This is a genomic window from Streptomyces xylophagus (assembly GCF_000716435.1).
Classification (GTDB): Bacteria; Actinomycetota; Actinomycetes; order Streptomycetales; family Streptomycetaceae; genus Streptomyces; species Streptomyces xylophagus.
Window position 1 is genome coordinate 64,229 of the sequence record NZ_JNWO01000022.1, and the last position, 21,681, is coordinate 85,909.

The window sequence follows — 21,681 nt, forward strand, 5'->3', positions numbered from 1 at the left end:
GCAGGCTGCGGACACCGGCCTGCCCCTCCGGTGTGTCAAAGGGCCAGGTCTGACAAATGGACGTCAACGGCAAACTGACGCACGCGACCGTGCTGCTCGTGGACGACGAGCCCGCGAGCCGGTTCGCGGTCGAGAGTGTGCTGAGCCGTGCCGGACATCGGGTCCTCGCGGTCGGCAGCGGCGCCGAGGCGCTGGACGAACTCGACGCGCGGCTGCGCAAGGGCAATCTGCCCGACGTGGCCCTGATCGACGTGCACCTGCCGGACATGAGCGGGTTCGAACTGTGCCGGCTGCTCAAGGAGCGGCCGCGCATGGCGGGCCTGCCGGTCGTGCACGTCTCGGCCCTCGCCGCACCCCCGAGCGACCGCTGCCCGGCACTCGACGCGGGCGACGAGGCCTATCTGACCGTGCCCGCGGAGCCCGAGGAGATCGAGGCGGCGGTCCGGGCCGCGGTCCGCACCGCCCGGCTGCGGGCCGACGACCAGGCGCTCGTCCAGCGGCTGACCCTGCTGTCGGAGATGATCGTCACCATCCAGGCCGCGCGCTCCCTCCAGGAACTCGTCGACGTCGCCGCCGACGGCACCGCACGGCTCACCGGCACCCCCGCCGCCGTGTTCGTCCTCGACCGGGACGACGAGCTGTACCGCGGCCTTCCCCGGGACCGCACCTCGGTCGCGCTGCCGGACGCGGGGGCCGACCGGACCGTGGCCCGGCTGCTGCGGCGGCTCTCGCAGGGGCAGTCCGGGGTGCAGATCACCACGGTGCCCGCGCCGCTGTGGCCCACCGGGTTCTTCCGGCCCGGCGTGGAGCACGACGCCCGGCTGGCGCTGGTCCTCACCCAGGAGGGCCGGGCGCCGGTCTGTCTCGCCGCCCCCACCCGCGGGCTGCGCCGGGTGGGCCCCGAGGCCGAGGCACTGCTGGCGCAACTCGCCCAGGCCACCGCGCTCGCCGCCGAGCCGCTCCTCATGTACCAGGTCGAACGCCGGGTCGCCCTCACCCTCCAGCGCAGCTTCCTGCCCAAGCCGAACCGGCTGCCCGAACTCCCGGGCGTGAACGCCGCCGTGCGGTACGTGCCCGCGTCGCAGGACACCGAGATCGGCGGCGACTTCTACGCCGTCCTGCGGGTAGCCGGGGGAGTGCTCTTCGCGGTCGGCGACGTCGTCGGGCACTCGCTGGAAGCGGCCACCGTCATGGTGGAGATACGGCACGCGCTGCGCGCCTACTGCGTCGACGAGAGCGACCCGAGCGTGCTCGCCGAGCGGCTGGACCGGATGCTCCAGCACTACCACCCGGAGACCACGGCCACCGTCTGCCTGGCCATGGTCGCCCCGGACACCGGGCGCACGCTCATCTCCAACTCGGGCCACATCCCGCCGCTGATCATCCGGGACAGCGGCAGCGCCGACTACGCCAAGGCGGCCGGCCCGCTGCTCGGGGTGGGCCTGCCCCATCCGCCGCCCACCGAACTCTTCCTCGAACCCACCGACCGGCTCCTCATGGTCACCGACGGCCTCATCGAGACCCGCGGCACGGACCTCTCCGTCTCGATGGAACAGCTCCGCGCGGCCGCCTCCGGCGCCCTGCCCGGCCTGGAAGCACTCTGCGACACCCTCCTCGACTGCTTCGGCACGGACCCGGACGACGACATCGCGTTGCTGGCGGTACGGCTAGGGTGAGCCCGTTGTCGGTTCAGAAACAGGAGTGACCCATGCCGCAGATCACCGTCGACCACTCCCACACGATCTCGTTCGACCAGGACGGTTTCGCCCGCGCGCTGCACCAGGCGGTGGTCGAGATCGCGGCCGCGAAGCCGGAGGCGTGCAAGACCCAGTTCCGCCCGAGCGAGTACACGGCCTTCGGCTACGAGGGTCTCGACGAGCTGGGACACACCGTCGTCCACGTCACCCTCGGCCTGCTCGCCGGGCGCACCGAGGAGACCAAGGCCAGGCTCACCGAGAAGGTCCTGGAACTCCTCCGCGAGTACATCGACGAGGACGGTTCCGTCCTGCACGCCTCCGCCGAGGTACGCGAACTCGACGCGTCCTACCGCAAGTTCGAGCGCTGAGGCCTACGACGCCAGAGCGACCAGCCGGACGACGAGGTCGGTGAACGGCCCGTCGCCCGGCTCGTTCCGGAGCGACTCGCGCAGCAGCGCGGCCAGTTCCTCGTCGTAGGCCGCGCTGACCGCCGCCAACGCCCCGAAGTCGTGCACGAGTTGGCGTTCCAGATCGGCGCGCGGGATGCGCCGGCCGTCCAGCCAGATCAGCGCCGTCGACTCGACCAGCGAGATCCACGAGCGGATCATCAACTCCAGCCGGACGGGCGGGTCTTGAACCTTCATGTGGGACAGGATCTGGAGGTACGCGGCCTGCCGCACCCCGTCGACGAGGGCGTTGGTGGTGGACGAACCGAACGCCGGACCGCCGCGCATCAGCGCCGCGAAACCGGGCCCGTGGTCGTCCACGAAGTCGAAGAACCGGCCCATGGCCCGCAGCAGCCGTCCCCCCAGCGAGCCCTCCTCGGCGACCACGAACCGCCCGGCGAGATCGTCCGAGGCACGCTGCAACGCGGCCTCGTACAGGCTGAGTTTGCCGGGGAAGTAGTGATAGACGAGCGGCCGGGAAATCCCGGCGGCCGCGGCTATCTCGTCGATGGAGACCTCGTCGGGCGAGCGGTGGCTGAACAGGTCGAGAGCGACGCCGATCAACTGCTGCCGCCGTTCCTCGACTCCCATCCTGCGGCGAACCCCGGTACTCATGCGAACACCTTACCGATCTGTTCCGGCCCCGAACGGACCGGACCGACCAGGGTTGCTCACATCACCCCATCACAGATCCAACACCAGACGCTCACTTCGGGCCCGTGACACGCAGATCAACATCGAGTCGGCCCGCTCCGCATCGGTCAGCAACTCGTCCCGGTGCTCCACTTCCCCTTCCAGCACCCGCTGTTGACAGGTCCCGCAGAAGCCCTGCTCGCAGGAGTAGAGGGTGTTCGGCAGCTCCGCGCGGACGGCGGCGAGGACGGTGGAGTCGGCGGGCACGGTCAACGTCCGCCCGCTGCGCCGGAGTTCGACCTCGAAGGCCTGACCGTCCGCCGAGGCTCGGGGCGCGAAACGTTCGAGGCGCACCTCCGGGATACGTTCCGCGACGGCCGCCATGAGCCCCTCGGGCCCGCAGCAGTACACGACGGCCCCCTCGGGTACGTCCGCCAACTCCCCGTCCAGATCCGGCAGTCCGCTCACGACGGTCACCCGGCCCCCACTGCCGAGCTCCTCGACCTCCGCCAGGAACGGCATCGACTCCCGTGTCCGACCGGCGTACAGCAGCCGCCAGTCGGCGCCCTCCGGCAGTGCCCGCAGCATCGGCAGGACCGGGGTGATCCCGATGCCCCCGGCGACGAAGACATACGCGGGTGCTTTGACGAGCGGGAACCGGTTCCGCGGCCCCCGTACCTCCAACTCCGCGCCAACCTCCACCTGTTCGTGCACCTCGCGCGACCCGCCCCGCCCGTCCTCGACCAGCCGCGTCGCGACCGTGTACGACGAGGTGTCCGCCGGGTCCCCGCACAGCGAGTACTGCCGCACCAGCCCCGAAGGCAGCACCAGATCGATGTGCGCCCCGGGCTCCCAGCGCGGCAAGTCCCGACCTTCCAGCCGCAGTTGTACGACCCCGTCGGCGACCGTCTCCCGCGCGGCGACCCGCAGTCGCAGTGCCCGTGAGCGCGGCCGGCCGGAGATCGGCGGGTCCAGGGCGGGCAGCGGCCACAGCGGTGAGACCCGCACCCGGCGCCGCAGCGCGCGCCGGGTCAGCAGTGCGGCACCGGCCAGCACCGCGACCGTGAGCGGCTTCGGCACTACTCCGCCCTCTTCTCGGCGGCGACCGCCGCGGGCGAGGACGCCAGATAGGCGACGGCCTGCTCGGTGCTGCCCTCCTGCGAGGGGTGGTAGGCGCGGCTCAGATAGCGCGGTATGGACCTGAGCATGTCCCCGGTGGCGGGCAGGGTGCCGCGCCTTCCGGCGACGTAGAAGTCCTTGAAGCTCGCGTGGGCGTCGACGAGGGTCGGGTCGTTCGCCATGAAGAAGCGGGCCCCGCGCTGCCACAGGAACATCAGCGCGGCGAACGCGGTGGCCCAGGTCCGGGCGCGCCGCCGGTAGCTGCCGTCGACGTGCGTGAACAGGTCGAAGGCGACGGACCGGTGCTCGACCTCCTCGGCGCCGTGCCAGCGCAGCAGGTCCAGCATGGTCGGATCGGCGCCGCGCCGGTCCAACTCCTCGGCGTTCAGCACCCAGTTGCCGAGGAAGGCGGTGTAGTGCTCGATCGCCGCGATGATGGCGACCCGCTCCAGCAGCCACCACTTGCGCGCCTTTCCGGGCGGCAGCGTGCGGTCGCCGAGCAGCTTCTCGAAGAACCAGTCGACCTGCGCGGTGTACGGCGTCGGGTCGAGGCCCAGCTCCTTCAGATGCGGCAGCACCTCGTCGTGGGCCTGGGAGTGCATCGCCTCCTGGCCGATGAACCCGATCACGTCCGCGCGCAGTCGTTCGTCCCGGATGAGGGGCAGCACCTGCTTGTAGACGTGCACGAACCACCGCTCACCGGCGGGCAGCAGCAGATGCAACACGTTGATCGTGTGCGTGGTGAACGGATCGCCGGGCACCCAGTGCAGCGGGGTGCCCTCCCAGGAGAAGGACACCTTCCGGGCCTTGAGCGGGGTGTTAGACATGGCGTCAATGTACTGACGGGTAAGTCCCCGGGGAACCCTTGTGCGGGGACTTGTTGACGCAGGTGTCAGCTAGCGCGGTCGGTCGGGTGTTTAACGGAGCCCGGAGATCGTCCTGCCGTCGTCCAACGTCCCCTTCAACTCGGCCTGAACACCCTGCTTGGTCTTCACGGCGAGCAGTGCACCCCGAGCCGAGCCATCGACCCCACCCGCCGCACTGATCGACTCCGTGCCCTTACTCCCCGCGGCCAGCAGATACCAGTTGCCCGCCGCCGACTTCCACAGCACTCCGGCCAGCACCTGCGGGTCCCGCGCCCCGCACGCCGCCACGTCCTGCGCCTTCGCGACGACCGCGCCGTACGTCCCGCCCGGCGTGTGGAACTGCGCCAGCACCCGCTCGCCGCCGCCCCGCCAGGTCTCGGCCCGCGTGCACACCCAGGCCGCCGCGCCGCTCGCGTCGGGCAGCGGCTGCTCGGCGTACTGCCAGGCGTTCACGGACCGTACGCCGAGGGAGCGCAGCGCCCCGAGGGAGCAGGCGAAGGGCGCCCAGGCGTGCTGCGTCGCCGCTCCGGACACCTCGTGGGCCGACCCGGGCCGGCCGGCGGTGAGATGCGCCGGGACCAGCTCGCCGAGGTCGCTCATCAGACGGACGCCGGTGTCGTCGGTCAGCTGGAGCACGTTCCACGACGTGCACGCGCCGGTCTGCTGCGCGGGGCTGGCCAGCGGCGAGGTGATCCCGTCCGTGAGGGTCATGGGCAGCGCGCCGGCGTTCGGCTTCTGCAGGTCCCGCTCGGCCGCCTTCGTCACCCAAGGGGCCGTCAGATAGCGGACGTTGCCGTCGGCCCGGTCCAGGACCACCGCGTTCGCCTCGGACCCGGTCGCGCCGTCGACGCGCGCGAAGTCCAGCGCCGCGCCCTTCGTGCCGTCCTTCGGTTCGGCGTAACGGGCGATGCGCAGACCGTCGTAGAGGATCACCACGCGCGCGTTGTCGACCGTGCCCGCGTACAGGAGTTGGGGCGGTCCCGCCGGGCCGCCGGAGGGGGTGCCGGGGGTTGCCGAGACCTGGACGGACTCGCCGGGGCGGGCCCAGACGGCGAGGGCGCGGCGCAGCAGGGCGGTGTCCTTGGTGAGGTCGCCGCGGGCGGGCCAGACGGAGAAGTCCTTGCGTGCGGACACCTCCCACGCGGTGGGCGCGATCCTGGTCAACTTGCCGGGATTCAGGGCGGCTTCGGCGGCCGGGTTCTCCGCGTACGCGGGTGCGGCGGCGCCGTCCGGGCCCCAGCCGCCGCCGGGCAACGCGAGCAGCGCACCGCACACGGCGACGGCCGCCGCGGCGGCGAGCGCGGCCTTGCCGTGCTGACGGCGGCGCATCAGGTCGGTGGGCCGGGCGTGCAGCGAACAGGGGTCGAACTCGGGGGAGTCGAGCAACTCGTACCGCACGGGCGCCTCGTCGGCCTCGCGCAGCGCCGCGTCCACCTCGTCGACGCCGGCCGCCGCCAGCACCCTGCGTACGTCGCCGTCGGACAGCTTCTCCAGGCCGCGCAGCACGTACACCGCACGGGCCGGTCCTGACAGGGCCGACAGCCGCTGGTCCAGGGCGAGTTCGTCGGCGCCGCCCGAGCGCGGGAAGAGCCGTAGCCCACGCACCTGGGGGAGCAGCGGCGGGAGTTGGGAGCGCTTGGGCCATGCCCGGAACGTCAGGGGCAGCCCCGCCTCCAGTGCCGTACGCACGACCTGGAGGCGGACGAAGGCGTAGCCGGGGTCGCCGTCGCGGCCGGTCGACTGGGCCGGGATCACCGACGCCGACGCGCGGCCCCTGGGCAGGGCGCGCTGGGTGAGGGCGTGGGCGGTCAGGACGCGCCGGTTGCGGCCGAGGCTCGGGGGGAGCACCAGATAGGCGAGCCGGACGAGCCGTGGATAGTGCTCGACGAGCGCGGCCTCGGCCTGTTCGACATCGACGACCGGGTCGGTGGGTGAAGCTGCGGGGCGCTTGGCGACATCCTGTGACTGCACGTTCAGCAAAACGAGCGAATGGTGAGTTGGTCACCGCCACCCGGGCGACTCAGCCCTCCGGCTCGACCAGGGCCCGCGCGTAGTTCGCCATCGACCGCTGGTAGCGCGGGAGATGAGGTGCCAGGGCGCCCAGCACGAGGGAAAGCCCCTCGCGGTCGCGGCCCAGACTGGACAGACACAGGGCGAGGCACCCGCGTACCGCGTCGTCCAACTCGTCCGAAGGTGCGTCGAGTTCGGGCGTGAGCAGTTTGACGCCCTCCTCCGCCTGCCCGATGTTCCGCAGCGAACTGGAGAGTTGGATCTTGGCCCGCCGGCCCTTGTAACCGCTCTGCTCGCTCAGCCCGAGCGCCAACGCCTCCCGGTACAGCGGAACGGCCTTGTCCGAGTGCCCGGTCGAGTCCCAGGCGCAGGCCCGCTCGAAGGGGGCCAGCGGACTGTCGTCCGGCAGCTCGGCGACGAGCGTGTCGATCACGGCCCGGAACTCGGCCGCCCTCTCCTCCGGATACTCGTCGAAGGTCGCCCAGGCGGCGGTCGTACGGTCTTCCCAGTCTTGGTCCACGGGCGCCACCTTCGCACACGTGTACAGCCGATGACCATGGATTTGAGCGCGGGGCCCGTTATGGCCGTATCGAAGGAGAAGGCCCCTCGCCGGGGCCGACTGCGGCATGCTGCTGACCGGACGACCGGAGGAACGACAGATGAGGCTGACCCGACCGATGCTCGCGGTGGCCGGCGCCACGGCGGCGCTGGCGCTGGTGGGCTGCGGCGCCGACACCAAGGCCGCGACCATTCCGACGGCGGCCACCGGCAGCCTGGAGAGCCTGGCGGCGAAGGTGAAGTGCACGCCCGACATCCAGACCGACGCCGACGAACTCCGCCAGGCCATCTGCAAGATGAGCTACGGCAAGTTCGTCCTCGCGACCTTCGCCACCGACCGCGGCCAGCGCGAGTGGATCAACGACGCCAAGGACTACGGCGGTTTCTACCTCGTCGGCCGCAAGTGGGTCGCCGTCGGCACCGACAAGATCGTCAAGAAGCTTCAGCTGACGCTCGGCGGCGACGAGGAGATCGGCACCGACCACTCGAAGCACACCAGCTGAACTCCCTTCGGGGGAAGCCCTCTTGGGGGCACACGAAAGCGGGCGGTGGGAGAATCCCACCGCCCGCTTTCGTACTACCGGGTCCTACCGGCTAACTGCGCTCACTGGCACTTCTTGCCGGTGTTGACGCAGTTGGCGATCTTCGCCGCCAGGTTGTTCTTGGTGACGCTGATGAAGTCGTCGTGGTCGGTCGAAGCCTTGTGCAGCTGCTCCGGGAAACCGTCCACCGCGTAGGCGTTCTTCACCGTGCCGTCCGCCTGGATGGTGGGGGGCGCGATGTTGTAGACCAGGCGCATCGTCAGCTGCGGGATGGCCTTGAAGCCGTTCCCGCAGACACCGCTCGCCGGGTCCGCGAAGGCCACGTGCGTACGGTGGTTGGCGCTGTCGATGTTCACGCCGTCCCAGCAGCTCTGGAAGGCGAAGGTGCGGACCACCTGACTGCCCTGCGGGCAGATCGGGTACTGCTCGGTCAGCTGGACCTTGTTCTCGAAGCCGGTGCAGCTCCAGTGCGCGTTGGCGTTCGCCAGACCGTTGGTGAGGGTCTTCGCGTCACCGGTGATGATGCGCAGGAACTGCGGCATCGCGACGACCTTGCTGGCCGGCGAACCGACGTACTTGATCTGCGCCTGGGCCGGCGTCAGGATCTTGCCGACGTTGCCTTCCTTGCCACCGCCGAGCGCGTTCGCGTCGAACTCCTGCGAGCCGTCCTGCACACGCACGACCGGCCAGTAGTACGCCGAGAGGTCACTCTGGTTCTGGCAGCTGGAGGGGGCGGCCAGCAGCGAGTCGTTCGTGGAGAACGCGTTGACCTTCTGGTTGCCGACGTAGTCGTGCTCGTGGTGCGCGCCGTTGGTCACGCCGGGCGCCACGATGACGTTGTCGGTGTTGTGGTTCTTGTTGGCGTTCACACCGCACTTGGTGGTGAACGAACCCGTCGAGGCCTGAGCCTGGTTCTGCGGCTTCGCCAGGACGTTGTTCGCGACCTTCGTGATGTCCACGAAGTCCGCGGCCGTCGGGCCGTTGCCGGCCTGACCACCGTTGTTGGCGGCGGGCGCGGAGGCCGAAGCGCTCGCGCTCGGAGCAGCGGTGTTCTGACCACCGGTGTTCTGGCCGCCGTTGTTGTTCTGGCCCCCGCCGTTGTTCTTGCCGCCACCACGACCTGCCGTGGTGGTGTTGGTGGCGGTCTGCGTCGTACAGGCGGCGAGTTGCTTCAGTGCAGCCGCGTTGACACTGCCGCCCACTCGCTGGATGTCGATGCGAATACGGTCGATCGTCGCGGCCCGCTTCTCCTTGAGGGGGCCGACGATCGCGTTCTGCACGAAGCTCGCGTCGTTCGCCTGCGCTTGGCGCGTCGAGGCGAGCCGGGCGTAGGCCTCGGTGATCTGCTTGTCGAGGTTCGCCAACTCAGTGGCGACTCCCTGACGAGCCTTCTGCGGCACGTTCGTCAGCTGCTGGCCGACGTCCGGGCAGGCGATCGTCGCGACTGTCGCCGCGGCGGCCTTCGTCTGGTTCTGGCCCGATGAGTTGGACTCATGCGCCGATGCGTTCATCTGTGCCCAGAGCAGCCCGCCCCCACCGAGCGCTAGGGCAGCCGATGCGGCAATGGCCTTGGTGGCCAGCGGCGTACGGCGTTTACGATCATTGCGTCCCATGGAACTCCTCTGACTTCCTTGCGGGGCAGCGAGGCGCCCGACAGGAGTGAAGCGGCGCCCTTTGATACGCAGGGGGTCCCAGGAGTGTTCAGCCGTCTCAGAAATTGATGAGAGGTTCTTGCATAAGTCCCCTCCCAACTGGCCCTTAAACACCGGCAGTTGTGATCGACTCACAGCTAGTGCTCAGCGACCCTGGTCCAAATAGGCCAATACCGCCAGCACGCGGCGATTGTCATCGTCGGAGACTTCCAGTCCCAGTTTGGCGAAAATATTGGACGTGTGCTTCCCGATCGCCCGTTCCGTGACGACGAGTTGCCCCGCGATCGCCGCGTTCGACCGACCCTGCGCCATCAGTTCCAGCACCTCGACCTCCCGGGGCGTCAACCGCCCCAGCGGCCGGTCGTCGGCCGCCCGCCGAGCCAGCAACTGCTGAATGACCTGCGGATCCATCGCCGTCCCGCCACCCGCCACCCGCCGTACGGCGTCCACGAACTGCTCCGCGTCGAACACCCGGTCCTTCAGCAGATAGCCCACCCCACCGGTCCCGTCGGCGAGCAACTCCCGCGCGTACAACTGCTCCACGTGCTGCGACAGCACCAGCACCGGCAGCCCGGGCCGCTCCCGCCGGGCCCGCAACGCACACTGCAGCCCCTCGTCCGTATGAGTGGGCGGCAGCCGTACGTCGACGACGGCCACGTCGGGCGCCAACTCGGCCAGCGCCTTGGTGAGTTCGGGCCCGCTCTCCACAGCCGCGGCGATCTCGAAGTCGTAGGCCTCCAACAGCCGCACCAGCCCGTCCCGCAGCAGGAACAGGTCTTCGGCTAGGACAACGCGCACGGAATCTCCATGGTCACCATGGTGGGACCGCCCGCGGGGCTGCTGACGGCCAGGACGCCGTCGAATGTACCCAGTCGCCGCTCGACTCCGGAGAGTCCCGACCCCGCCCCGACCACGGCACCGCCCCCACCGTTGTCGGTGACGGAGATCCGCAGCAGCCCCGCTCCTTCTTTCACGTGCTGGAGATCGACCCAGATCCGATCGGCACCGGAATGCTTGACCGCGTTGGTGAGCACCTCGCTGACGGCGAAGTACGCGGCCGACTCGACGGGAGCGTCCGCCCGACCACCCCCGAGATCCGCGACCACCTCCGTCGGCACCGGCATCCGCAACGCCAACGCCCGTACGGCATCGCCGAGTCCGCGCTCCGCCAGCACCGGCGGATGAATACCGCGCACGAGGTCGCGCAGCTCGCCCAGCGTCTCGGCGGAGGACTGCCGGGCCCGCGCGAGAAGCTCCCGGGCCTTCGCCGGATTCTTCTCGATCAGCGCCTCGATCGTGCCGAGATCCATCCCCATGGCCACCAGCCGGGCCTGCGCGCCGTCGTGCAGATCACGCTCGATACGCCGCAGCTCGGCGGCCGAGGAGTCCACGGCGTCACGCCGGGTCTCGGTCAACACCCGTACCCGCTCGGCGAGTTCACCCTGCCCCGGGGCGAGCACGGAACGGGTCAGCAGGAAATGGACGCGCAACAGGGCAGGCGTGAGGAAGTAGGAGGCGGCGAGCAGCGCGACACCCAGCAGCCCCGCGAGCAGCGCACTGCCCTGCCCACTCACCGGCACGAACCCGTACCACCACCCGACATACGTCCCGTCCGTGAACACCCGCCACAACCCGAACGCCAACGCGAAGCCCTCCAGCGGATAGAACACGAGAGCCGCGGGCACCAGGGCGGTGACAAACCCGGCGGTCATGTCGACGGGCAGCCACCGCAGATCACGCCAGATGGCGGGGTCACCGAGCAGACGAAAGGTCCGCGTCCAGGGCTTCACCCCGGCAGGAACCGGCCGATACGCCGGCGGGATACGCACCCCGCACCACTGCGCGCCGAGCAGCCGCCGCCGATCCGCGTGGGCGCGCACGCCGCCCAGCACCCAGGGCGTGGTGATCAGCCCGATCCCCACAGGGATGAGCACAAGGGAGACGAGCGTGAGAACGAGGAGGACGAGCGACCCGTAGAGGGAGATGAGGGCGAGCGCGAGACCGCGCAGCCCGGCCGTGACGACGGTACGGGCCCTGTTCGTGTCCATACGCCCAGTCTCACGGAGCGGGGCGAGGAGGTCACGGGGCCGGGCCACCGTGACAGGGGTGTCGCTACCAACACCGGTGGTTTTTGGTTTTCAGGGGCGCGGGGCTGTGTCGATATGCGGCTCCGCCGCGTGGGCGCGACCAGCCCCCACGCACCCGCGCCCAACGAACTACCACTCCAGCGGCACCCCAAGCACCTTCGCCTCCACAACAGGGTCAAGCCCGACCGCCGGCCGATCCGGCCGCTGGGGCGCGGAACCCCCGATGCCCTGCAACCACCCCCACGTATCAGCCACGGTCTCCTCGACAGAACGACAGCTCAGCCCAGTCGAAAGCGCCCGAGACACATCCGCACTGTGCAACGCGTCGTATCCCTCACTGCCGGCCGGAATCCACACCGGCAACTGAGTCCACGGCTCGATACCCGCCCCGAGCACCACCTCAGGATCGGTCCACCGCAACTCGGCGCCCCCACCGGTGACCCGCACACACGCGTCCAGGAACGAACCCATCGTCGCGTGCCCCTGCGCGGAGATCAGATTGAACGCCCCGCTCAACTCCCGCTCCACAGACCCGAGCAACCACTCCGCAAGATCCCGCACATCGACATACTGAAGGGCAAGATCCCGAGGCCCAGGAGCCAACACCGGCCCACCCCGCGCGACCCGGGTCAGCCACCACGGCAACCGCCCGATGTTCTCGTACGGCCCGAGGATCAACCCCGCCCGCGCGAACACCGACCGCTCCGCCCCGAACGCCCCCAGCGCCGCGAGCTCCCCGCCCCGCTTGTCCCGCGCGTAGTCGGTCTTCTCGGCGTCGGGCTCGGCCCCCTCGACGAGGGGCGCGTCCTCGCCGTACCCGGCGGGCGGCGCCCACGCGTACACCGAGCAGCTCGACACGTACACATACCGGCCCACCCGGTCGGCAAGCAGCCGCGCAGCGTCGTGCACCGCGCGCGGCGCCGCCGACCAGGTGTCGATCACGGCGTCCCACTCGCCCTCGGCCAGCGCGGCGAGCCCACCGGGCGCGGTGCGGTCGCCCCGCAACGCCCGTACCCCGGCCGGGGGCTCGTGCCGTCCCCGGTTGAGGACGGTCACCTCCCAGCCCCGGCCGAGGGCAGCCTCCACGACGGCCCGTCCCGCGAACTCCGTACCGCCCAGCACCAGAAGTCTCATACCGACGACTCTGCCCGCGAGGCCCACGGAACGGAACGCGAATCTGCCGTCAGCAGACGATCAACGGGCGGTCGGCGATGGACCGGCTGATGGTCAACGCGCGGTAGGCGGTGTGTACTTGTACCCGACCCGCCGCACCGTCTGGATCGCCTTGCGGTGCTCGACGCCCAGCTTGCGGCGCAGCCGGGCGATGTGGACGTCGACGGTACGGCCGTCGCCCACGTGTCCGTAGCCCCACACCGTGGTGACCAACTGGTCGCGGGTGTGCACCCGGTTGGGGTGGGCCACCAGGTGGGCGAGCAGCTCGAACTCCAGGTACGTGAGGTCGAGTTCCTCACCGTTCAGCTGCGCGGTGCGCTGCACGGTGTCGATCCGGACGAGCGGTTCGGCGCCGGCGGTGATGCCGGGTACGCCGTCGGGCAGGACGTCGGGGTGGCCGGTCCGGGTGAGGTGCGGGCTGTCGGCCGGGATGAGGACGAGGTACCCGACCATCGGCGGCTGCCCCGGAAGCGTGGGCAGCGTGTGCGGCGGCGCGGGCAGCCAGGTGGCGCCCGGCGGCAGGAACTCCGCCACGTCGATCACCTCGTCCCGGTCGACGGCGCGCAGATGGTGCCGCGTGCCGGTCGGGGCGGGGGAGGGGGCCGGAGCGTTGAGCGTGGCGGAGGACAGAGAACGGATGATCGCCATGAGAGGTCAGCTCTTTCGCGCGAGAGGTTCGTCGAGGGACGTACGTCGAGTCGCGCTGGCCGGAGGCCGAAGGTGTACGGCTTTAGAGGGCCGGCGCGTTCATCGCGCGACAACACACCCGGTCGAAGTCATGGTGCTGACGGGAAGGCCAGAAGGGCTCGAGGTCATGGCGACCCGTCGCTCCGCACTTCTGGTAGTTGCCCATGCGCCCATTGAACCAGACACACGCCCGCAACAGGACCCTCCTCTCACAGCCTGGACGCTTCCTTGGCGTGAAGTCGACGCCCCACCCCTCATCCGACCAGTCGTTTGTGCCAGGTCAGCGGCTTGACGTCGATCGCCTTGTCCGGATTGCCGTCCCAGTCGGCGGACAGCCCGGCGGCACGGAGGGCGGCCAGGACCTCGTGCCCGACGGCCGTGGTGGTCCCGGCCGAGCCGTCGAACCCGCCGTAGTGCAGCGCGAGTCCGTACCCCTCGACGGCGTGTTCCGTGACCTGCTGGTGGAAGAAGACGAAACCGCGTGCCCCCTCGCGCTCCGCGCCTATCTCCGCGAGGCCGCAGCCCCGGCAGCAGGCGAAGTTCTCTCGGGCGGTGATGCCGCTCGCGTCCAGCGCCTCGAAGGCGCGGGTGAGCCGGTCGGGGTCGGTGACGCCTTCCCAGCCCGCCTGTTCGGCGACCTGCTCCAGCCACAGCCGGTCCACCACTCGCGCGGCCTGCGCACGGGACACCGGCCGCTCGTCGCCGTCGACCAGCCACTCCTCGGCGATCTCGGTCAGCACCTTCCGGCTGTCGTAGCCGCAGCGCAGCCGGGTCCGGACCCGCTCCTCGACCTTCTCCCGCACCTCGTCCGGCAGCTCGGGAACGTCCTCCCGGGGACCGAGGTCGACCGGCTCCCACACGACACCCGCGGCCCACTCGGCGCCGGCTGCCTGCCGTGCCCAGCCGGTCAGCAGCTCCGCCACGCGCACCGGGTCCGTGAGGTTCGTACCGTAGAACCGGTCCTCACTCAGCCGGTGTTCCAGCCGGTAGTCCCCGCCCTCCTCGTGCCACACCTGCGCGAACACGTCCGGGAGGTCGGGTATCCGCTGCACGACCAGGAAACGGTCGTCGGCGCCCCCGATCCGCGCCACCAGCTCCCGCAGCCGTACCGCCGAAACGCGTGTGTACGTCCGCCCGTTCTCCGTCTCGACCTTGATGTCGAGACCCGCGTCGATGCCCCCGTGGATGTCCATGGATCAAGACTGGCACGCACCACTGACAACGCGAAGAGGCGCCCACCACGACGGTGGACGCCTCTTCGCGGAAGCGGGTGGGGATCAGACCGATCAGACCTGGCCGGCCTTCTCCAGCGCGGAGCAGCACGTGTCGACGATGAGGCGGGTCACGAGGTACGGGTCGACGTTGGCGTTCGGGCGACGGTCCTCGATGTAGCCCTTGCCGTCCTTCTCGACCTGCCACGGGATACGGACCGAGGCGCCGCGGTTGGAGACGCCGTAGGAGTACTCGTTCCACGGGGCGGTCTCGTGCAGGCCCGTCAGACGGTCGTCGATGCCGGCGCCGTAGTGCTTGACGTGGTCGAGGGGCTTGGAGCCCTCGCCGAGGGACTCGCACGCGGTGATGATCGCGTCGTAGCCCTCGCGCATCGCCTTGGTGGAGAAGTTGGTGTGCGCGCCCGCGCCGTTCCAGTCGCCCTTGACCGGCTTGGGGTCGAGGGTCGCGGAGATGCCGAAGTCCTCGGCGGTGCGGTAGAGCAGCCAGCGGGCGATCCACAGGTGGTCGGAGACCTCCAGCGGGGAGACCGGGCCGACCTGGAACTCCCACTGGCCGGGCATGACCTCGGCGTTGATGCCCGAGATCGCGAGACCGGCCTTGAGGCAGTTCTCCAGGTGGGCCTCGACGATCTCGCGGCCGAAGATCTCGTCGGCGCCGACACCGCAGTAGTAGCCGCCCTGGGGGGCCGGGAAGCCGCCCTCGGGGAAGCCCAGCGGACGGGCGCCGTCGAAGAAGGTGTACTCCTGCTCGATGCCGAAGATCGGCTCCTGCGCGGCGTACTTCTCGGAGACCTCGACCAGCGCGGCACGGGTGTTGGACTCGTGCGGCGTCATGTCGATCTCGAGGACCTCGCACATGACGAGGATGTCGTCGCCGCCGCGGATCGGGTCCGGGAAGCTGGCGACCGGCTTGAGCACGCGGTCCGAGGAGTGCCCCTCGGCCTGGTTCGTGGACGACCCGTCGAAGCCCCAGATCGGGAGCTCGGCGCCCTTGGCGTCGTCGGCCAGAATCTTCGTCTTGGAACGGAGCTTGGCCGTCGGCTGGGTGCCGTCGATCCAGATGTACTCAGCCTTGAAGGTCACGGGCCACATCCTTCGGGGTGGGTCATTCGTCGCACTTGCGGGTGCTGCGGCGCAGCGGCACTGGAGCGCCGCGATTCATGCCCGGCAGCCTGTCAACATGCGATTTCCCGATCATTGCTCGATTGTGAACCCCGTGTTACCGGGTGATGCTGTGGCGCGATTCACGTGGCCTGTGCACGGCAGGCCGCTGAGAACGCTGTTCGCAGTCGCAGACGCGCGGGGACGAGCACGGGCGGACGGCTCGTATGCGATGGGGTTAGCCCTCGGCGGCGGCCTCGCGGACCCCTTCCAGGAAGCTCCGGATCGCGGCGAGTTCGCGTTCGTCGTAGCCCTGGAGGAGGTCCACGGCGCTGCCGATGAGCGGACCGAAGAAGGCCTGCCCGAGTTCGACCGCCCGCTGGTCCACTTCGACCACCACCCTGCGCCGGTCCCCCTCGCTCCGCACCCGCCGCACATGCCCGGCCCGCTCCAGCCGGTCGACGAGGGCGGTGGTCCCCGCCGAGTTGAGCCCGAGGGCGCTGCCGAGCCGCCCCGCCGTCATCTCCTCGCCGGCTCGCGCCGCGTCCATGAGGGCGATCAGGGCGCGTACGTCCGTGGGGTGCATACCGTTCTGGTTCGCGAACCGGGCGCTGTGCAGGCCGAGTTCGACCGCCACGGCGCGTAGGAGATGGACGATCTCCATCTCCGGCCCGGTGCCTGCCCCCTGGTTCCGCATGACCGCCTCCGACTATTATCTCGCTCGCCGAGTATCTCGCTGAGCGAGATAATACGGGGAGGGAGAGGTGGGCGGCATGGGCATACGTGGCGGCGCGTTCGACATCGGTGGGTTCGAGTCGGCGTACGACAAGGTCATGGCGAAGTGGCCCGGTGAGCGGGAGGAGGTGACCGTCCCGACGCCGTTCGGTGGGACGTGTGTGAATGTGTGCGGGCCCGTCGACGGGCGTCCGCTGGTGCTGCTGCCGGGCGGCGGGGGTGCGACCTCGGCATCCTGGTACGCCCAGGTCGGCGAACTCGCCCGCGCCGGTCACCGCGTCCACGCCGTCGATCTGATCGGCGCCCCGGGCCGCAGCGTCCCGGCCGTCGGCCGGCGCCCGCGCACCGTGGCCGACCTGATGTCCTGGCTGGACGCGCTGCTCGACGGCCTGGGCGTGAGGTCGGAGACGTCGGCCGTCGATCTCGGCGGTCATTCCTACGGTGGCTGGATCGCGCTGCACTACGCACTGCACGCGCCCGCCCGAGTACGCCGTCTGTTCCTCCTCGACCCGACCCAGTGCTTCGCCGGGTTCGAGACGGCGTATCTGCTGCATGCCCTGCCGATGCTGCTACGGCCCACCGCGCGCCGGGTCCGCGCGTTCCTGGAGTGGGAGACCGGGGGAGTGCCGCTGGACCCCGACTGGCTGCGCCTCCAGGAGGCGGGCGCGGGGTTCCCGTCCGTGAAACCGGTGACCGGTCCCCGCCCGGCGCCGGACGCGCTGCGCGGGCTGAACGCGCCGGTCCTGCTGCTTCTGGCCGGAAACAGCAGGACCCATGACACGTACCTGGTGGCGGCCCGGGCGGGCGAACTGCTGCCGCACGTGGAGACCGACATCCTGGCGGACGTCTCCCATCACGCGCTGCCGCAGGCCGCACCTGAGCGACTGGGCCGTCACCTCACCGGTTTTCTCGGATCCTGAGCGTCACCCCACCTTCTGGATCAGGGCCCGGCGGATCAGGAACTTGCCGGGCTCACGGACCTGTTCGAAAGCCGCGTTGTTCAGCAGGACACAGCTGCCGGAGACCGAAGTGACCTTCACCGTCGTGGACTTGTTGTTGTCCAGGTTGGTGACCTTCAGCGTCGTGCCGGCCGGGAACTGGTTGCTGGACGCGGCGGGCGCACCGGCCTCGCCGGAGAGCGTGACGGTCGAGCCGTTGCACACCTGGCTGCCGGCGGCAGCGGCTCCGCCGCCGGTGTTGCCCGCGGGCGGGGTCGCCTTGGCGGTGGCCGTGGCCGCGGGTGCCGACTGCGCCGGCTGCGTGGTCTGGGAGCCCTGAGCCGACTCCCCAACCGCACAACCGGACGCCTTCTGCTGCACCTTGATCTGCGCGATGACCGCCTCGCGGTTGGCGATCCGCGCCGCCGACTGGGCGTCGGGACTGGCCTTCTGGCCGGCGATGAAACTCTGGTTGTTGCCGAGCGCGGTCGCGAGGCCCTGGCAGACCGTCGAGTTCGCGGCGGACAGGGTCTTGGCGTTCTGCGCGGTCGACTGCGACGCGTTCGACGTGGTGGCGAGAGCGAAGGCCCCGCCTCCCGCGACCGCCGCGGCGGTGACCAGCAGCGCCAGCTTCTTCTTCGTGCTGGCGGTTCTCCTGCGCGACATGCGCGTCTCCTGTGGGGTAGGGGAGCGTACGCCGCTATGTACGGGATACCGAACGATGTAACTCAGCGGACACAGGAGTCACATAAGTGACGTGCGTCACAAGGGTGTTGGGGGTCAGTGCGCCCGGTCCCAGTCCGACAGGAACGATCCGAGGGTGCGCATGTACGCCTCCCGGTCCTCCCACATCGCCATGTGCGCGCTGTGCGGGAACTCGACCCGCTCGGTGAAGGGGAGCCGTTCCTCCAGCGTGTCCGTGCAGTCCACGGCGAACTCGTCGTAGCGCCCACGCGTCAGCAGGACGGGCCTCCTGATCCGGCGCAGCTGCGAAGTCCGGTCCCAGGAAGCGAGGTTGCCGGTCATCACGAACTCGTTCGGCCCGTTCATCGTGGCGTACACCTGGTTGCCGTCGACGTTCGCGGCACTGCGCAACAGGGCTTCGGGGTACGGGTCCAGACGGCAGAAGAAGTTGGCGTAGAAGACGTTCACCGCGTCGAGGTACTCGGGCGCGGTGTAGTCGCCCTTCGCCTCGTACTCGTCCAGCACCTGTTGCACGTCGGCGGGGAGGAGGGTGCGCAACTGCCGGGTGCCCGCGACGAATTGAGGTGCGCTCGACGAGGTGCTGGCCAGCACGACGGCGCCCACCTCGCGCGGCTGGCGCAACAGGTACTCGATGGCGAGCCAGCCGCCCCACGAGTGCCCGTACAGATGGAAGCGCCGCAGACCGAGCGCGCGCCTGACCGTCTCGACCTCGGCGACGAACCGGTCGACCACCCAGAGCGCCGGGTTGTCGGGCTTCTCCGAACGCCCGCAGCCGAGTTGGTCGTAGAACACGACCGGCCGGTCGTCGGCCAGATCGCCGAGGGACTCGAGATAGTCGTGCCCCGCACCGGGCCCGCCGTGCAGCACGAGCAGCGCCGGACGCCGCCCGCTCCCGACGACGTTCGCCCAGACCCGACCGCCGGGGACGTCGATGTACCGCTCACCGGGCCGGAGTTGGGAGGCCTCACCGCCGGAGCCGTTCCGGTCCGGGGCGACCACGGGCACGAAGCCGCCGGCGGCCACGGCGCCGGACGACTTGAGAACGCTGCGACGGCTGATCATCGTGAGGGACTCCCCGCTCTCGTGCGACACGCGATGTCCGGACAACCTTCTGTCAGCTTGACTCGGCCGCGCATCGGTCACTTGACCTACCGCGAGCGGAGGCGGGCCGGCTCACTGGCGGGACAACGCGTCCCGTACGGCCTCGTCGCTGCGCGCGACCAGCGCCGTGCCGTCGTCCGCGGTGATGATCGGCCGCTGGATCAGCTTCGGATGCTCGGCCAGCGCCGTCACCCACCGCGACCGCGAACTCCCGTCCCGCGCCCACTCCTTGAGCCCCAGCTCCTTCGCCACGGCTTCCTGGGTGCGCGTGATGTCCCACGGTTCGAGCCCGAGGCGCTTCAGTACGTCCCTGATCTCGTCCTCGCTCGGCACGTCCTCCAGATAGCGGCGGACGGTGTACTCGGCCCCCTCGGCATCGAGCAGACTCACGGCGCTGCGGCACTTGGAACAGGCCGGGTTGATCCAGATCTCCATGGGGTTCACGGTACCCATGACCGCCTGGCCGACGGCGCGATCACCCTCCGGGTCGGGCCGTCCCGTTCGCGAACGGACCGCCCTCGCCGAACACGAGCCGCCCGAAGTTCTCGCCGATGCGGCGGTGTCCCGCCGGATCGGGGTGGAGATCGTCGGGCAGCGGGAACTCGGCGTGGTCCGACTCGCCGTAGAGGTCGAGGCCGTCGAGGTAGTACAGGTTCGGATCGTCGGCCGCCCGCTGTGCCACGACCCCGGCGAGCGCGTCGCGGATGACGGTGAGCGTCAGGCGCCCGGCGGCACGTTCGGCCGGATCGCCGGTCGCCCTGAACCGCAGGGTCCCGCCGTCGAAGTCGGGCGCGAGCGGACCGGGGGTGTCCTCCTGGACCGGGCACAGGAGAGGGGACACGACCAGCAAGGGTGTGGTCGGATGCCCCTCGCGGAGGGTGTCGAGGAAGCCGTGGACCGCGGGGGTGAACGCGCGCAGGCGCATCGCGTCGGTGTTGACGACGTTGATGCCGACCTTGACGCTGATCAGGTCCGCCGGGGTGTCGCGCATCGCACGGGCGGTGAACGGGTCGAGCAGCGCGCTGCCGCTGAACCCCAGGTTGACGAGCTCCACTTCACCCAGCGCGGCTGCGAGGGCCGGCCAAGTGCCGCTCGGATGCGTGGCGTTGGAGCCGTGGCTGATGGAACTCCCGTGATGCAGCCACACCTTGCGCCCGCTGTCCGGCGCCTTCTCGACGGGCGCGTCGGTGCGCAGGGCGATCAACTCCGTGATCTCCGTGTGCGGGAGCCAGATCTCGATGTCCTTGTCACCGGCGGGCAGTTCGGTGAACCGGGCGGTGCCGGGCGGCCCCTCCGTCACCTCGGCGGACTGGGTGACCATGTCGGTGATCGTGCGCACGTTGCCACCGGCGACCGTGGCCTGGGCAGTGAGACGGCCGTCGACGAGGAGGTCGTACACGCCGTCCGCCGGGGCCGGGAACCCTTGGTAGACGCGCTTGGTGGGCAGTGTGTCCAGCTCGATCGTGGTGGCCCGGGTGCGGAAGACCAGCCGTACACCGGAGGGTTGGGCCTCGGCCACGGCCAGTTGGTCGTCGGGGATCTGACGGCGCGCCCGTGCGGGCAGCCGGTGCGGCAGCAGACCGTGCGCGGTCGCTTCCACGTCGAGGAAGCCGCGCAGCATGTCGGCGGTGACGGGGGTGGTGGTCGTGGTGTGGTGCTCGGTGCTCATTGCTCTGCCTCAGCCTGGTGATCGGAATTTCCGGGATGTTCGGAAAGCGGTCAGGGGGTGGTGCCCCGGTTCCGGAGCAGGGTGTCGAGGGAGTCGACGACCCAGGCCCAGGACTCCCGTGCGTCGGGTGCGCTGTGCTCGAAGCCTCCGGCCAGCTCCAGGCTGACGTAGCCGTGGAAGACGCTGCCCAGCATCCGGACCGCGTGTGTCTGGTCCGGCTCGGCCAGGTCGTAGCCGCGCAGGATCGCCCGCGTCATCTGCGCGTGCCGTACGCCCGCGCTGGCGGCGGCCGTCTCGGGGTCGAGCCGGAGCCGGGCGGCGTCGTAGCGGCCGGGGTGCTCCCGGGCGTAGTCGCGGTAGGCGTCCGCGAAGGCGGCCAGGGCGTCCTTGCCGGCGCGTCCGGCGAGGGCGTCGGCGACCCGGTCGGCGAGTTCCTCCAGGGCGAACAGGGCGATCCTGGTCCGGAGTTCCTGGGAGTTCTTCAGGTGCGAGTACAGACTCGCGACCTTGACGTCGAACCGCCGGGCGAGTGCCGAGAGGGTCACCTGGTCGAAGCCGACCTCGTCGGCCAGCTCGGCCCCCGCGAGGGTCAGCCGCTCCGGGGTCAGTCCTGCTCTGGCCATGACCTTCCTTTCGATCAGCGATACAGATTATGCATTTGCCTAAAGGGTTTAGGCAAATGCCAGAAGGGGTGAAATGGCCGGTGTTCGAATTTCCCGAAGCCTCACGC

Annotated in this window: 22 protein-coding genes; 4 read left to right on the forward strand and 18 right to left on the reverse strand. The window is 70.2% G+C overall.

Translation table 11 applies throughout. The features are described from left to right. The first annotated feature begins 56 nt into the window (after positions 1 to 56). Positions 57 to 1,676: a fused response regulator/phosphatase gene (locus OO70_RS38180; RefSeq protein ID WP_043682176.1), complete on the forward strand. Its 1,620-nt coding sequence runs from the start codon at positions 57 to 59 to the stop codon at positions 1,674 to 1,676. 32 nt (positions 1,677 to 1,708) lie between these two features. Next, a complete protein-coding gene (locus tag OO70_RS38185; RefSeq protein WP_043682178.1) occupies positions 1,709 to 2,065 on the forward strand; it encodes a 5-carboxymethyl-2-hydroxymuconate Delta-isomerase in 357 nt (118 codons plus the stop codon). Positions 2,066 to 2,068: 3 nt separating this feature from the next. Here OO70_RS38185 and OO70_RS38190 read toward each other — a convergent pair whose 3' ends face one another. The 5 genes from OO70_RS38190 to OO70_RS38210 all read right to left on the reverse strand — a co-directional run bounded on the left by OO70_RS38190 (position 2,069) and on the right by OO70_RS38210 (position 7,291). Beyond that, the gene (locus OO70_RS38190; protein WP_106971831.1) at positions 2,069 to 2,758 is read right to left on the reverse strand and encodes a TetR/AcrR family transcriptional regulator; all 690 of its coding nucleotides are present in this window, start codon (positions 2,756 to 2,758) and stop codon (positions 2,069 to 2,071) included. Positions 2,759 to 2,827: 69 nt separating this feature from the next. Then, on the reverse strand, positions 2,828 to 3,856 hold the full coding sequence (locus OO70_RS38195) for a PDR/VanB family oxidoreductase (protein WP_043682183.1): 1,029 nt from the start codon (positions 3,854 to 3,856) through the stop codon (positions 2,828 to 2,830). Continuing rightward, positions 3,856 to 4,722: a metal-dependent hydrolase gene (locus OO70_RS38200; protein WP_043682185.1), complete on the reverse strand. Its 867-nt coding sequence runs from the start codon at positions 4,720 to 4,722 to the stop codon at positions 3,856 to 3,858. Before OO70_RS38200 ends, OO70_RS38195 begins: the two co-directional genes overlap by 1 nt. 90 nt (positions 4,723 to 4,812) lie before the next feature. Continuing rightward, positions 4,813 to 6,732 (reverse strand): hypothetical protein, encoded by a 1,920-nt coding sequence (locus OO70_RS38205; RefSeq protein ID WP_043682396.1) that lies wholly within the window; start codon positions 6,730 to 6,732, stop codon positions 4,813 to 4,815. A gap of 49 nt (positions 6,733 to 6,781) precedes the next feature. Further along, entirely contained in the window at positions 6,782 to 7,291 is a 510-nt protein-coding gene (locus OO70_RS38210; RefSeq protein ID WP_199827494.1) for a tetratricopeptide repeat protein, read from the reverse strand. Positions 7,292 to 7,430: 139 nt separating this feature from the next. On the opposite strand from OO70_RS38210, the gene OO70_RS38215 reads away from it, so the two are divergent. Beyond that, positions 7,431 to 7,832: a hypothetical protein gene (locus OO70_RS38215; protein WP_043682399.1), complete on the forward strand. Its 402-nt coding sequence runs from the start codon at positions 7,431 to 7,433 to the stop codon at positions 7,830 to 7,832. Between the two features lie 101 nt (positions 7,833 to 7,933). Here OO70_RS38215 and OO70_RS38220 read toward each other — a convergent pair whose 3' ends face one another. The 8 genes from OO70_RS38220 to OO70_RS38255 all read right to left on the reverse strand — a co-directional run bounded on the left by OO70_RS38220 (position 7,934) and on the right by OO70_RS38255 (position 16,500). Beyond that, positions 7,934 to 9,484: a DUF1996 domain-containing protein gene (locus OO70_RS38220; RefSeq protein ID WP_043682192.1), complete on the reverse strand. Its 1,551-nt coding sequence runs from the start codon at positions 9,482 to 9,484 to the stop codon at positions 7,934 to 7,936. 183 nt (positions 9,485 to 9,667) lie between these two features. Beyond that, positions 9,668 to 10,321, reverse strand: a complete 654-nt coding sequence (locus OO70_RS38225; RefSeq protein ID WP_043682194.1) for a LuxR C-terminal-related transcriptional regulator — start codon at positions 10,319 to 10,321, stop codon at positions 9,668 to 9,670. Next, positions 10,306 to 11,571, reverse strand: a complete 1,266-nt coding sequence (locus OO70_RS38230) for a sensor histidine kinase (protein ID WP_043682197.1) — start codon at positions 11,569 to 11,571, stop codon at positions 10,306 to 10,308. Before OO70_RS38230 ends, OO70_RS38225 begins: the two co-directional genes overlap by 16 nt. A gap of 168 nt (positions 11,572 to 11,739) precedes the next feature. Further along, entirely contained in the window at positions 11,740 to 12,744 is a 1,005-nt protein-coding gene (locus OO70_RS38235) for an NAD-dependent epimerase/dehydratase family protein (protein ID WP_078651723.1), read from the reverse strand. Positions 12,745 to 12,837: 93 nt separating this feature from the next. Further along, on the reverse strand, positions 12,838 to 13,431 hold the full coding sequence (locus OO70_RS38240; RefSeq protein ID WP_043682203.1) for a winged helix-turn-helix domain-containing protein: 594 nt from the start codon (positions 13,429 to 13,431) through the stop codon (positions 12,838 to 12,840). 293 nt (positions 13,432 to 13,724) lie between these two features. Beyond that, positions 13,725 to 14,663 carry a DUF6891 domain-containing protein gene (locus tag OO70_RS38245; RefSeq protein ID WP_043682206.1) on the reverse strand — a complete coding sequence of 313 codons (939 nt, stop codon included), beginning with the start codon at positions 14,661 to 14,663 and terminating at the stop codon, positions 13,725 to 13,727. Between the two features lie 93 nt (positions 14,664 to 14,756). Beyond that, entirely contained in the window at positions 14,757 to 15,785 is a 1,029-nt protein-coding gene (glnII, locus tag OO70_RS38250) for a glutamine synthetase (RefSeq protein WP_043682401.1), read from the reverse strand. A gap of 256 nt (positions 15,786 to 16,041) precedes the next feature. Next, positions 16,042 to 16,500, reverse strand: coding sequence for a MarR family winged helix-turn-helix transcriptional regulator (locus OO70_RS38255; protein ID WP_043682209.1), 459 nt, complete (start codon positions 16,498 to 16,500; stop codon positions 16,042 to 16,044). A 76-nt stretch (positions 16,501 to 16,576) separates the two neighbouring features. Between OO70_RS38255 and OO70_RS38260 the strand changes: the two genes are divergently transcribed. After that, the gene (locus OO70_RS38260) at positions 16,577 to 17,458 is read left to right on the forward strand and encodes an alpha/beta fold hydrolase (RefSeq protein WP_043682212.1); all 882 of its coding nucleotides are present in this window, start codon (positions 16,577 to 16,579) and stop codon (positions 17,456 to 17,458) included. Between the two features lie 3 nt (positions 17,459 to 17,461). Here the strand turns inward: OO70_RS38260 and OO70_RS38265 are convergent, their stop codons facing one another. The 5 genes from OO70_RS38265 to OO70_RS38285 all read right to left on the reverse strand — a co-directional run bounded on the left by OO70_RS38265 (position 17,462) and on the right by OO70_RS38285 (position 21,574). Further along, entirely contained in the window at positions 17,462 to 18,142 is a 681-nt protein-coding gene (locus OO70_RS38265) for an RlpA-like double-psi beta-barrel domain-containing protein (protein ID WP_043682214.1), read from the reverse strand. Positions 18,143 to 18,256: 114 nt separating this feature from the next. Beyond that, entirely contained in the window at positions 18,257 to 19,243 is a 987-nt protein-coding gene (locus OO70_RS38270; protein WP_158711573.1) for a proline iminopeptidase-family hydrolase, read from the reverse strand. Between the two features lie 111 nt (positions 19,244 to 19,354). Beyond that, positions 19,355 to 19,717 carry an arsenate reductase family protein gene (locus tag OO70_RS38275; RefSeq protein WP_043682405.1) on the reverse strand — a complete coding sequence of 121 codons (363 nt, stop codon included), beginning with the start codon at positions 19,715 to 19,717 and terminating at the stop codon, positions 19,355 to 19,357. Between the two features lie 40 nt (positions 19,718 to 19,757). Continuing rightward, complete coding sequence (locus tag OO70_RS38280; RefSeq protein ID WP_043682215.1) at positions 19,758 to 20,951, reverse strand: GDSL-type esterase/lipase family protein; 1,194 nt, start codon at positions 20,949 to 20,951, stop codon at positions 19,758 to 19,760. A gap of 50 nt (positions 20,952 to 21,001) precedes the next feature. After that, the gene (locus OO70_RS38285) at positions 21,002 to 21,574 is read right to left on the reverse strand and encodes a TetR/AcrR family transcriptional regulator (RefSeq protein WP_043682217.1); all 573 of its coding nucleotides are present in this window, start codon (positions 21,572 to 21,574) and stop codon (positions 21,002 to 21,004) included. Between the last annotated feature and the right edge of the window lie 107 nt (positions 21,575 to 21,681).

Excerpts from the sequence above, each read along its gene's own strand:
- OO70_RS38180 (WP_043682176.1), top strand. The coding sequence starts at position 57 with ATGGACGTCAACGGCAAACTGACGCACGCGACCGTGCTGCTCGTGGAC.
- OO70_RS38185 (WP_043682178.1), top strand. The coding sequence starts at position 1,709 with ATGCCGCAGATCACCGTCGACCACTCCCACACGATCTCGTTCGACCAG.
- OO70_RS38190 (WP_106971831.1), bottom strand. The coding sequence starts at position 2,758 with ATGAGTACCGGGGTTCGCCGCAGGATGGGAGTCGAGGAACGGCGGCAG.
- OO70_RS38200 (WP_043682185.1), bottom strand. The coding sequence starts at position 4,722 with ATGTCTAACACCCCGCTCAAGGCCCGGAAGGTGTCCTTCTCCTGGGAG.
- OO70_RS38215 (WP_043682399.1), top strand. The coding sequence starts at position 7,431 with ATGAGGCTGACCCGACCGATGCTCGCGGTGGCCGGCGCCACGGCGGCG.
- OO70_RS38220 (WP_043682192.1), bottom strand. The coding sequence starts at position 9,484 with ATGGGACGCAATGATCGTAAACGCCGTACGCCGCTGGCCACCAAGGCC.
- OO70_RS38230 (WP_043682197.1), bottom strand. The coding sequence starts at position 11,571 with ATGGACACGAACAGGGCCCGTACCGTCGTCACGGCCGGGCTGCGCGGT.
- OO70_RS38235 (WP_078651723.1), bottom strand. The coding sequence starts at position 12,744 with ATGAGACTTCTGGTGCTGGGCGGTACGGAGTTCGCGGGACGGGCCGTC.
- OO70_RS38240 (WP_043682203.1), bottom strand. The coding sequence starts at position 13,431 with ATGGCGATCATCCGTTCTCTGTCCTCCGCCACGCTCAACGCTCCGGCC.
- OO70_RS38245 (WP_043682206.1), bottom strand. The coding sequence starts at position 14,663 with ATGGACATCCACGGGGGCATCGACGCGGGTCTCGACATCAAGGTCGAG.
- OO70_RS38255 (WP_043682209.1), bottom strand. The coding sequence starts at position 16,500 with ATGCGGAACCAGGGGGCAGGCACCGGGCCGGAGATGGAGATCGTCCAT.
- OO70_RS38260 (WP_043682212.1), top strand. The coding sequence starts at position 16,577 with ATGGGCATACGTGGCGGCGCGTTCGACATCGGTGGGTTCGAGTCGGCG.
- OO70_RS38265 (WP_043682214.1), bottom strand. The coding sequence starts at position 18,142 with ATGTCGCGCAGGAGAACCGCCAGCACGAAGAAGAAGCTGGCGCTGCTG.
- OO70_RS38270 (WP_158711573.1), bottom strand. The coding sequence starts at position 19,243 with ATGATCAGCCGTCGCAGCGTTCTCAAGTCGTCCGGCGCCGTGGCCGCC.
- OO70_RS38275 (WP_043682405.1), bottom strand. The coding sequence starts at position 19,717 with ATGGAGATCTGGATCAACCCGGCCTGTTCCAAGTGCCGCAGCGCCGTG.
- OO70_RS38280 (WP_043682215.1), bottom strand. The coding sequence starts at position 20,951 with ATGAGCACCGAGCACCACACCACGACCACCACCCCCGTCACCGCCGAC.
- OO70_RS38285 (WP_043682217.1), bottom strand. The coding sequence starts at position 21,574 with ATGGCCAGAGCAGGACTGACCCCGGAGCGGCTGACCCTCGCGGGGGCC.